Genomic DNA, 11,895 nt, shown 5'->3' with positions numbered 1-11,895 from the left:
GGTTTTTTTATGTAGTCAGAGCACCCTTTGTCCTCACTCTATCAATCAAACGCAAAGAGACAGCTGGCCCTCACGTCTAAGCCAGCTGTTTTTTTACCATTTATTGATTATTCAGTTAGTAAGTTTATTCCCCCAGCCTTGAAGAAATGCAAGATTTCTCTTGAGCTAATTCTTCAAGACATTTTGATCACTTAAACACAATTTCTTAAGGGAAGAAACTGATTAATCGATGGTTCCTGTTTGTTGGATTTCCAAATTCACCTTAACAGAAACATTTACGTTTGGATAATACGTTTCCCATTGTTCTTTGTTAAATTTACGATAATGTTCCTTATATTTTACACCTAAACCTAGTGGATCAACTTTCTCCTCTTTTAGTTGCGTGATGATTTTGTCAGCCTTTTTTTCTATTTGTTGCTCTATCTCCTTTTGATACTTCTGTTTATTAAAAGACTGCCTTTTTCTCTTAGAGGATGAAAATTCTTGTAGTTTTGTTCTCATTTTAAGATTAATGGTAAACTCCGGTCTACCCTGCACAATTTTGACCTTATATTGTGGATTTGAATAAAGAGTTTCTAGAACAACTTTGTCTCCATTTTCAAATGTGAATCTTTGGAAACCGTCACTTGTGTTTTTATCAACTAATGACTTGAATATATAAATATCTTCCATTGGTATTGAAGTAATATATTTATCATAATTAAAAATGGCCATTCCTGTAATTTTAATACTGCCATTTACATTTTTTATCATAGGTAAATACGGATCCTGGCCTATTTGAAATAATTGAAATAAGAATGTTTGTAAATTGGTGGGGGGAAGCTGCCCGGATTCCATGTTTTGATCCAGCAATTCTTGAAGATAAATGGAGATATTCTCCTTTTTATATTTATTCAAGTTTAATAACTCTTTAGTATTACCATCAACAATGGCCAATTGTACCAAACTTCCGATAGATGGATCACGGTTTAGGGTATCTATAAAATCATTTATACCATTTTCTGCTAGTTCCTTCCCATATAGAGCAAACCTGAGTTGTCCGCTTACTAAGCGAATTTGTGATTCATTATTTATATTTGTCCGTATTTCTTTACTGGATTGTCCGATGGAGGATTTGATTTCAGTATTGGAAGGTTGGTCTTTCTTAATAATTGGGAATACCACGGTTCCCATTACTCCTCCTTCTTCGGCCAAGTCATAGCCGACTCCTTGTATCATACCAACCTCATTCACAATATTGGTGGGGAGTAAGGAACAACCTGATAATAGTAAAATAATGAACAATGAAATGGCAGCACGATTAACCACTTTGATTCCCCCTTTTAAGCAAAGTAAAATAAAGCAGGAGCAAAGGGATATAGATGTAAAAGATGTATAGATTCATTTGAGTGACAGAAGTATCAATTATCTCCTTGACAGTCTCGTTTGATAATTGACAAATCAATACACTTACTAGGCTTAGAATCAGTAATGCATACTTCTGTTTCATATTGAAAATTTTCTTTAACCCTCGACATGAGCACCATAACAAAAGTGAAATCAATGCCGTAACAATGACTGAATACATAGAGATATACAAGTATTCAAATCGTTCCAAATAAGAGAACTTTATTATTTTGGTAATCGAAAGCTCAGGCCAAATAGTCGTCTTTAACTGATCTTCACTATAAAATGTGAAAGAAACAATACAAGAAATGGTATAAAGTACTGTAGTAAAAAGGACACCAAGGTGTGCAAACTTTTTGGATTTATCAGGGTTTCTAATAAATGGATAGAACATTAATAACACCTCTGTACCAGCTATGGTGTACACCGAGCTCTTAATAGAGTCCAACATGTCCATTAAAGAGTGATTCATCATTGGCAGCAGGTTTGAAAACTGAGCAATTTTCAAAGGAAAAAGATACAATATCATTATCCATACTTGCGGAAATATAAAAGACAAGAAAGATAAGCCTACAACGACGCGGAATCCTCCAGAAATACAATAGTAGACTAACATTAGAATCAAGGTGGAGATAACCCAGGATGGTAACGCTGGAAACATCCACACTTGAATAATTTCGATGTATGCAAGCAGGACTGAAATGCTGGCTAAACCGTAGTAAATGATAATGAAAAAACTTAAGAATCTCCCAAGAAACTTACCGAAGGCAGCGGTATGTACGTCAATAATATCCCCATCTGCTTTTCCTAAAAGTTTAAACATAACCCAAATGAAAGCCTGGACCAAGCATCCTGCGGCTAAGACACTAATCCATGCATCATATCCTGCTTTCTCTGCAATCGTTCTTTGAAAACTTAAAATTCCAACACCGACCTGGGAATTGTAAATGATAAAGAAGACTAAATAAGGAGAAACTTGGTGCCTTAGATCTACTTTCAAAAGTAATCACCCTATAAAATTATTCATAAAAGTCATTCAATGGCTCAGGATGTTTCTTGCTGTCTACAAATTTTTTCTTTTGTTGTGGTCGTAAGGTTTTTGGATTATCTTTTTGCATGGAAAAAGGGAGTCTTATCCATAAATCTTGAAATGAAGTGATCCGTAAAGGAAACTGGCTTAAATAAGGTCGTCCAAGTGACGTCAACCTTAGCAAATGGATCAATGTAAAAATTAAGCATAGAAAGACACCTAATAAGCCCATCCAAGCAGCAAGAAAAATGACCGGAAACTTAATAAAACGGATGGTGTTACTAAACTTATACACAGGAGATGTGTATGATGCTAATGTTCCGAGTCCCACGATAATTAACAATACATTACTGGTTAACCCGGCTTCCACAACGGCTTGTCCAATGACAATCCCACCAACAACACCAAGTGATTGCCCAATTTTTAGTGGTAAACGAATCCCTGCCTCCTTTACCATTTCAATCATTAGCTCTAAAAACAGTGCCTCCATAAATGGAGGAAAGGGGACCGTTGCCCGTGACCCTACAAGGGGCTCAAGTAATCGAGCTGGAATCAGTTCGTAATGATAGGTCATGATTGCCACGTACATCGGAGTGATAAAAAATGAGATGAAAATGGCAGAAACTCGCAATAGCCGAAAAAAGTTGCTAATAATCCAAGAATAGCTATAATCTTCCATGGCTATAAAGGATTCCATTAAAGTTACTGGGAGGATAACCAGGTTTGGAGATCCGTCAACCGCAATGATTATCTTTCCTTCAGTAAGACCAGCAGCCACCCTATCTGCTCTTTCCGTTGAAATTGACTGTGGAAACAAGGAATTTGAATTGTCCTCAATCATGGATGAGACATAGGAACTGTCCTGAATATGATCATATTGTATATCATTGATCCTTTGGATTACGGTGTTTACATTTTCCTTATCAGCAATCCCATTCACATATAAGACAGCTACTTTCGTATTCGATAATTTTCCGACCTTCAATTCCTTGACGATAAGTTCTGGTATAGGCAATCTTTTGCGGATAAGATTAATATTCGTATCGATTTCCTCTATAAACCCAGCCTGCGGTCCTATTGCAGAGGATTCCAATGTCGGCATGCCGATATCGCGAAATTTACTGTTTGCAATATTCACTAATAAACAATCTTCATTATGGGGATGTATTTGAATAGCCATATATCCATTCATAATGTTCTGGATAATTTCATCTGAATCCTTAGTAAGAATACTTTTTTGAACCGGGATTTTTCTCATTAACTCTTTTAATGAAATCTGATCCTGTAAATAGGGAAGAACATCTTGATGTAAGATGTCTGAAGAACTAAGCGTACGATAATATGAAATCCAATATGGTTCTCCATCTGTTATTGATGTATGGTAATGGACAAAGTCATTTGAGTCAGAAAGAATTTCAACCCAATTTTGATTGTTGTTATCGTCACTTTTTACCTTCATAAAACCCCCCCTACATCGATTTTTCTTATTGTGTGTGAAGCTGGAGAATTTATGCAAAACTAAGTTAGTTAAAGAGCTTAGACGGGGACTTCTGTAAACCGGACTACGCTTTCCGCGGGTAGCCCGTGAGCCTCTCGAAAAAGCCTGCGGGGTCTCACATAAGCTGATTTTCCCGCAGGAGTCTTCGTCTTGCACTCCAATCAATCGCTGGAAACAGCAAAAATCAAATGATTCGAAAATAAATAATAAACCCGAACAAATCTGCCCACTAAGAAGCAGGTTTGTTCGGGTTTGACTTAGGATAAAAAACTTTTGTCCCAGCCTCATTCTAAACTATTTTGTTCGCTATTCTCCCTGGTAAGCGCTGTTTTTGGTCCGGAATTGCACTTCTGCAACGGATAGCATGAGCGGACCGCTATGTGATTCTTCGAATACAATGGTCACTTTTTTCAGCTTTGTACTTTCTTCTGTTAATTCAAATGTGACCTTTTGATCGGTGGTGAGTACTTCCTTCGTTCCGAGGTCGTACTCATTCCCTTCTTCATCTGTTCCAATTGCGCGAAGCTTTTTGATTTTCCCATTGGTGTAGAGCGGTCTGTTAAAGACTTCAAATGTTGACAGCTCCTGTGGGTCATTGAAGGTAAAGTCGACTGTCAGTGGCAGGGAAATTCCGTCTGCTTCCGTAATGCTCCACTTCAATTCGGCAAGGGATGATTCGCTGATCTCTCCGTCTATCAATCGGGGAAACGCTGCCGCTCCATCCTGCATCTTATCTGCTTCGCCTGTCACGGTCATATCCCTTGCTGTCAGGAGCAGCTCCTCTGGTTCTTCAGGCTGCTCGACTTCTCCAGGTTCTTCACCGGGCTGTAAGACATCCCCTATCTGATCAATAGTGTCAAAGTCAGTATTCACAAGCAATGATCTTGTAATCGGAACATCGAACGTCCCATCTTGCTTCGCTTTCAATTTAATGACAGCGAGGGTGGATGTACCTTCCAGTGTAGCTTGTGAGCCTTTATTGGAAAAGGCGGTCATGACCCTTTGCTTATCGTTACCGATTCCTGCTAGAATGGAATAATTCAACATTTCCTTCGTGGCGTCTGTAGGAGCAGCAACTCTATCCCCGCAGCCGTCTTCGGATTCGCAACTTGTGATGATTTCATATTTGTTCGGGTCAATTTCCATCTCAAGATTAAATGCATTGATATCCTTCATCCCTGCACCGATGACCTCCACTGTCACTTCTTCTCCTGCCTTTAGTTCTTGTTTATCGGGACGAATGCTCAACATTCCGGCCACTGGACGCCCGGTGTCCTCAAGTTTTGTCTCACCCAGCTGACCTGCTACATACATTAGATCGTATGCGTCGATCACTTCATTATAATTAATGTCTACCTTTGAAACCTGATCCCAGGATGTATCTGTACTGTCCACGCCCATATAACTCGCAAAGAACAGGAGATCCTCCTCATCGATGGCACCATTCGGGATGTTTTCGCCTACAACCATCCCTTCCGTTTTATCCTTTTTGTATGGCCTGAATTCTTGGGCGGAACCAAACCCTCCGACCGCATCCTTTATCGTCAATTTGATATAACGTGCCGTTACATCCTCATTGAATGGAATGGTCTTTATGTCTTTGCTTCTCTCAAACGTTCCATCGGTCACTATCTTCTTATATGCTTTTCCGTCAAGGCTGACTTCAAGGTCATATTTCAGGATTGTACCATTCCCTGCGTCTGGCCTTGGTACATACTCAAACTGATTTAATTGATACGCAAGCTTCATATCGATTTCAAACGTATGAGGAGGGACATTCCCAGAGAACCATTGTGTGTGCCATTGTGTACCTGCATCCCCATCCACCGCTTTCGATGCTTCACTTCCGGGTTGATGACTCGAAGCTGTGGCGGTCATGTTTTCCGGTACATTCCGGAACGGATCGAGCTTGGTTTTAATAGTGACCTCGTCACTCCATTCCGAAGCACCTTTGGAATTGACTGCCCGGATTTGATAGCTGTATTCCGTATCGAAATCCAAATCTTCATGCTCGAAATACGGCTGATTCTCTCCCTCTTTTTTCACAAACACGTTTCTATAGATCATTCCACCAATTTTAAGATCATAGGAAATATTTTCTCCTTCGACCTCATCCCAGTGAAGGGTAATGCTTTTATCCGTGATCATTTCATCATCTGCTCCAAGTCCTGCAGGTTCAGCAGGGACTTCTTCATCAATGATTTCCTTCACTTGGGTATTATCGAACCCATTCACAGTAAGTCGCACGGCTTTCTTCGTAATATCCGTCTTCCCAACCTTCACATAAAGTTTCGGTGCCGTTGTAATCTTGGTTTCGGCAAACTCGGATCCTTCCGTTGCATAGGTATTCAAGTTCGGACTTTCATTATAGAAGTACACATTTTCTGACTGATTGTATTCCTTCTCTGACCCGGCTTTCTTCAGCTTCACATTCTTGCCCCCGACTTTTACGGTGACGGATTCAGGCTGTTTGCGGGTGTTGATGAGGAATTCTGTTCCCCTATCTTTCACCATCCCATCGTAGCCCTTTCCTTTGGCTTTATGGACGGTGATTTTCGCTTTATCATTTGCAACAACGGATGTAATTTTGGTCTTTGTATTCTTTCCGGATTTATAGTCAACTGTCTTTCCGTCATCTTCATAAAGGGTAAACTCTGATTTCCCTGATGGATAGATGTCAAATATTCTATTCTCGGAACCATCTAGCTCATTAATCGAGTTATTGGCCGGAGCCATCGGGATGATCGCACCATTCTTGACGAATACAGGTGTTTTCCATAATGGAGCATCGATATGATTGACTACGGCTCCACCTTTATGTTGTTCCCCTGTAAAATAGTCAATCCAAATCTGTTCCTTATCCGGCAGGTAGATACCGTTGCGTACACCCGCCTCCTGATCCTTTTCATTGTATACAGGAGCTACCAATAAATTGGGACCCCACATATACTGATACTGTGTTTCAGTGCCATACGTAAATGGATCTTCCGGATACTCAAGCATCATCCCTCTGACCGATGGCATCGATGTCGAAGTCGATTCCTCGGCAATGGTGTAAATATACGGCATCATTTGAGACTTCAGCTTTAAATACATGCGGTTAATTGATGTGTAAGGTTCGCCATAATTCCATGGATTCTTTGATTTGCTGTAATCATTTCCTGAAGATGCCCAGCCGTCCATATCAATTTGGATAGGTGAAAAGGCTTTCCACTGAAAATCTCTTGTCTGGATGACAGGATCCCCTCCGAAAATACCGTCCATATCGGATCCGACATTCGGATTACCGGACAACCCTGCTCCGATATAAGTGGGGATATGCATGCGGATATATTCCCACTCGCCTCCATATTGGTCGCCTGACCAAAGGGTAGCGTAACGCTGGGTGCCTGCCCAGCCGTCAAGACTAATGACAAACGGACGTGCACCACCTGAATTCTCCTGCTTCTCGATTCCTTCTGCTGCCTGGCGCGTGGCGTTTAGGGCCATAGAATAGCCCTGCCCAACCCAAGCAACATCGGTTTTGATGGCTCTTACTCCTGCCTGAACTTCGCCATCAAGATCCCTTTGCAATGGACTGTCTTCAGGGAGATTCGGATCAGGGTACAGGTTACTTTGTGTCCAGAGACCGACTTCAACATTCTGATCATTTGCTTCATCCACAAAGGTATTCAGATTGTCCAAGCCATTATAGCCACATCCATATCCATCATTCGGCAAAAACCAGCCTATCGGCATATCCTTGTTCACGTACTCATTCAATGTGTCCATCCCCTTGCCAAGAAGGGTTCTCTTATCCTTATGGCCATTATGGACCCCATTAAAGCAGTCCGCATGCCCAAGGTAAAACGCATACTCCGGCATCAATGCTGCTTTTCCGGTCAGTTCGGTATATTCGTCAATGATCTCCGGGATGGAATCATCTATGAAGTAGTAGGCATCAAACCTGTTTTCCTGATGCGAGAAGGTGGCCGTTTCGGAGAAATCATAGACTCCAGGCTTAAACGTATTCCTCATCACACCGTATCCTTCTGTACTCAAGTAAAAGGGAACGGGACTTGAAGCAGAACCCGCATCCCAACCGCCGCCAATGGCAATGTTGATTTTTGTATTTTTATGAGAATAATAACCGTTCTGCTGTCCTCCTCCATAGAAATATTCTTCTCCTTTGGTGTTCAATGTCTGAACCGTTTGATCCTCTGCCAGAGTAAGTGGCTCTTTTTCGCTCCAAAGGATCTTGTTTCTTTTTTTATCCATTAGGCTCATCTTAGAGTCTGCTTTTGAAATCTTCAATTCCAATACTTTCGTCGTGATTCGATAAAAATGGGAATCTTCCTTTATTCTTATGCGTGTTGCCCCATACTCCTTGTTGTATTCCTCTTGATCTTTATCCACGATTTTGGTTTCATGATCCGGTTTATTAGGCGTCGGATATTCTGGGAATTTTCCGTCGGGATCAAGATGTAACCTGAACACATTTTCTTTTAGAAAGCTCATTTTGATTCCTTCACCGGTTGACAGTTCAATGAAGACATCACTACCTTTCTTATCTATCCCGCTTACTTTCCCGATGGAAGGACCACCGGCATCTTCACTAGCTTTCGTTATATTAGTCGGAATAAACGATAGGACCATCATGAGTGTCAATAACAGTGAGGCAAATCTTTTACGCTTATTTGCTTTTCTAAACAACATCCTGCACCTCCACAATTGTTAACTAGATTCCTTCCCAATTGACTGACCGAGATCTATTGCTGTAAGCAATGCCTTTAGATGCCTGCCCCATCACGTTTGAGGCGTCCGGACTTCTGGAAGCATTTGATGGCTTCTTTCCCTGAGGACAAGGCTCTATCCTTTAATTCATCTATGGGAACAGTGTCTTTCATGATCGCTGTTTCCAAAATCATGGATAGATTGGCTCCTCCGATGATCATAGCGTCATCCCTTTCCCTTGTAAGTGAAACAGCCGTTTTAAAAGGGGAGCCTCCAACGAGGTCACAAAGAACCAACACTCCTTCACACTCTTTCAATCTATCAAATGCCGACTTCAGCTTATCTTCCAAATCTGTCATCGAGTCTATTTCTTGGAAATCCACATACTCTATGTGCGACTGCTCCCCTGCAATCAATTTCACTGAAGAACGAAGACCAGATGCAAAGAGTCCATGACCTGATACAAGTAAACCGTTCATTATTTCTCCTCCTGTCCCCCACTTACAGAATGGTACCGAACGGGAATGGTATTTCACCAATAATGCCAATGATCACCGTAATCAAAATGAGTAGTACCGGTGACAAACCGCGTTTCAATAAATAGTACATCAATAAGGTATAGCCCAAAGGCAGAATATTAGGCATGACCTTATCCAGTAAATCTTCCTGGATCGCGATTTCTGCTTTTCCCGCATGAATGACCAGATTGGCAGATACGTTGACAAAAGAAGCGATCAGTCCGCCCACTACGGTCAATCCAACGATAGAAGCCGCATGGGAAACTTTTTTCGTATTTTCTTTTAAGGAACTAATGGCATTGGTTCCCGTTTTGTATCCATATCGCATAAGTCCGAAACGCAGGGCAAAGTGAACGATGTTGAAGATCACAAGGAACACAAGAGCCCCCATCGGATTGCCGTCTGCTCCAAGGGACGCACCGATTCCGATACAAATCGGCAGGAGAGTGAGCCAGAACAGCGCATCCCCAATTCCTCCCAACGGCCCCATCATAGCCACACGGATCGACCTGATAGTATTTCGATTCTGCTTCTTCTCTTCCATGGCAAGCACAATTCCCATAATGATATTCACCAGGAAAGGATGGGTATTGAAGAATTCCATATGGCTCTTCATCGACTTACTAAGGTCATGCTTATTCTTGTGGATCTTTTTCAACCCTGGAAGGATGGAATAAAGCCAGCCTGCTGCCTGCATCCTTTCGTAGTTGAAAGACGCCTGGAGCAACAAAGAACGCCACACCATTTTATTGAGATCTTTCTTCGTCATAACCTGCTCAACAGAATGATCTTCATAATATTCAGTATCCTCAGCGTGTACTTGATGCTGTTGATCAACAGCCGCTTGTTCAGATGCCACGACCTCTTCCCCCTCTCACAGCAGCTCCCTGGCCGCCGGATGTCTTGTAAAAGTCATACATAGCAATCGCCAGGCCAATCAGTGCGACTGCGATAATCGGCATTTCCAAATACGTGACAAGGATGAAACCTACGATGAGATAAGCTACATACTGCTTTTTCAGCATGATTTTCAAGAGCATGGCAAAACCGATTGCCGCCATCATGCCACCCGCTGTCCCAAGACCTGTGATCAGCCATTCCGGCATCGTCTCGACAACATTTCTCGCCGCTTCCGCCCCAAAATAGATAGGAAGGAAGGCAACAACAAAGTAAAAGACGAACAAGGTAAGGATCCCCATGTAGTTAATTCTGTCGATCCCTTTTGTATTGGCAGCCTCTGCATATCGGTCTGCTTTGTGCATAACAGGTGAAAACGCTGTAAACATCAAGGTGATACAAGCCTGGACGGCAACGGCAAACGGTACAGCGATTCCAATGGCCACCTGTGGATCCTGGCCTGTCAAGATAGCAAATGCCGTTCCAATTATCCCCCCTATCACCACGTTCGGTGGTTGTGCCCCTGCAAGTGGAACCATTCCTGCCCATACTAATTCAATGGCAGCACCAGTAATGACACCTGTCTTCAAATCTCCAAGAATAAGTCCAATAATGACCCCCGTTACAATGGGGCGATGGATATGAAACAAACCATTAAACAAATCAATCCCTGCGATACCTGCCCATATGGCAATCAATAATGCCTGAAGCAAGATTTCCTGGTCCAACAAGATCACACCTTCCCTTATAAAATGGTATAAATATCATCTGGCCTTTCATCAGGAACACGCCGCACTTCAAGCTTCACACCCTGTTCCTTCAATTCACGGAAAGCTTCTTTATCAGATTCATCAACAGAAACAGTAGAGAACACTTGCGTTTTGCCTTCCGAGAAATGCATATTTCCGATATTCACCTTATCGATCGGGACACCTCCTTTAACAAGACGATTTACATCCTGTGGTGTTTTGACGACTAAGAAAATATGTTGGTCATCCGATGCATCATGGATAACATCAATGGTTGTCTGAACCGAAAAAAAGCGGATCCCTATCGCTTCCGGAACGACCATCTCCATCAAATCTTGCTGCACTTCATCCTCTGCCACCTCATCATTCGCCACAACAATCAGATTCGCCCCAAGATGGTTGACCCACGTCACACCAACCTGCCCATGCACAAGACGATTGTCAATCCTGGTCAATAAAATATTCGGCATGATCTTTTCCCCCTCCATTATTAACATTGTATTTTTCAAACCCCTTTCACCAGGATAGGGTGATCAGGTGACCGTAACCTCAAAACCTACCACTTTCTGTAAACCATTCATCTCACTTGAACAGCATCCACAAATGTTCCCTTTCACTCTCTTAATCAAGGAAATTATTAGAGGATCCCTATTCAGCCCTTCTATCCCTTTCATCTTATGAAATAATATCGTTACGTTATGACATCATTACCAGTTAATTAGTGTGAAAATCCATTTCATAGTGGAATGAAATGACATAAAGATGCGGATGGGATAAAGCATAACGTGATCCCTCGTTCGTTGATGCACAAAAGCCCTTTTACACGAGCCCCGCCTTATTCATTCAAGTCAAGTCTACTTGTTGTCATCAAAAGGAATTAGGTTTAAAGATGTTACACTCAGTGGGAACTTTTTGGTTTTCTTGCCTAAGTAGAAGTTTTAGTGGTAGGGAGGTCATTACCAGTTAGTTTTGATAAAAAGAATCCATCTTTATTTCACTTGTCTTTTATCATAACTGACAACATGTATTTCACTTTGGAGTATAAATGTAATCGCATACATTGTCAATACGGAATATTGAATTTTCTAAATTATGCAATAATAA

8 protein-coding genes are annotated in these 11,895 nt (G+C 41.6%); all 8 read right to left on the bottom strand.

Features of this window, described 5'->3' with window-relative positions:
- Positions 1-222: 222 nt before the first annotated feature.
- Positions 223-1,308, bottom strand: coding sequence for a Ger(x)C family spore germination protein (locus ACYH0O_RS04565; RefSeq protein WP_482631351.1), 1,086 nt, complete (start codon positions 1,306-1,308; stop codon positions 223-225).
- A complete protein-coding gene (locus ACYH0O_RS04560; protein WP_482631350.1) occupies positions 1,301-2,386 on the bottom strand; it encodes a GerAB/ArcD/ProY family transporter in 1,086 nt (361 codons plus the stop codon). Before ACYH0O_RS04560 ends, ACYH0O_RS04565 begins: the two co-directional genes overlap by 8 nt.
- A gap of 19 nt (positions 2,387-2,405) precedes the next feature.
- Positions 2,406-3,875 (bottom strand): spore germination protein, encoded by a 1,470-nt coding sequence (locus ACYH0O_RS04555; protein ID WP_482631349.1) that lies wholly within the window; start codon positions 3,873-3,875, stop codon positions 2,406-2,408.
- A 345-nt stretch (positions 3,876-4,220) separates the two neighbouring features.
- Positions 4,221-8,609 (bottom strand): discoidin domain-containing protein, encoded by a 4,389-nt coding sequence (locus ACYH0O_RS04550; protein WP_482631348.1) that lies wholly within the window; start codon positions 8,607-8,609, stop codon positions 4,221-4,223.
- Positions 8,610-8,683: 74 nt separating this feature from the next.
- Positions 8,684-9,106 (bottom strand): PTS galactosamine/N-acetylgalactosamine transporter subunit IIA, encoded by a 423-nt coding sequence (agaF, locus tag ACYH0O_RS04545; RefSeq protein ID WP_482631347.1) that lies wholly within the window; start codon positions 9,104-9,106, stop codon positions 8,684-8,686.
- Positions 9,107-9,128: 22 nt separating this feature from the next.
- Positions 9,129-10,004: a PTS system mannose/fructose/sorbose family transporter subunit IID gene (locus tag ACYH0O_RS04540; protein WP_482631346.1), complete on the bottom strand. Its 876-nt coding sequence runs from the start codon at positions 10,002-10,004 to the stop codon at positions 9,129-9,131.
- Complete coding sequence (gene agaW, locus ACYH0O_RS04535) at positions 9,994-10,779, bottom strand: PTS N-acetylgalactosamine transporter subunit IIC (RefSeq protein ID WP_482631345.1); 786 nt, start codon at positions 10,777-10,779, stop codon at positions 9,994-9,996. Before agaW ends, ACYH0O_RS04540 begins: the two co-directional genes overlap by 11 nt.
- An 8-nt stretch (positions 10,780-10,787) precedes the next feature.
- Positions 10,788-11,261: a PTS N-acetylgalactosamine transporter subunit IIB gene (agaV, locus tag ACYH0O_RS04530; RefSeq protein ID WP_482631344.1), complete on the bottom strand. Its 474-nt coding sequence runs from the start codon at positions 11,259-11,261 to the stop codon at positions 10,788-10,790.
- Positions 11,262-11,895: the final 634 nt, after the last annotated feature.

The sequence above is a fragment of the Rossellomorea sp. H136 genome, from assembly GCF_056838065.1.
This window is presented reverse-complemented; position numbering and strand designations above follow the sequence as displayed.

Excerpts from the sequence above, each read along its gene's own strand:
- ACYH0O_RS04555 (WP_482631349.1), bottom strand. The coding sequence starts at position 3,875 with ATGAAGGTAAAAAGTGACGATAACAACAATCAAAATTGGGTTGAAATT.
- agaV (WP_482631344.1), bottom strand. The coding sequence starts at position 11,261 with ATGCCGAATATTTTATTGACCAGGATTGACAATCGTCTTGTGCATGGG.
- ACYH0O_RS04550 (WP_482631348.1), bottom strand. The coding sequence starts at position 8,609 with ATGTTGTTTAGAAAAGCAAATAAGCGTAAAAGATTTGCCTCACTGTTA.
- agaF (WP_482631347.1), bottom strand. The coding sequence starts at position 9,106 with ATGAACGGTTTACTTGTATCAGGTCATGGACTCTTTGCATCTGGTCTT.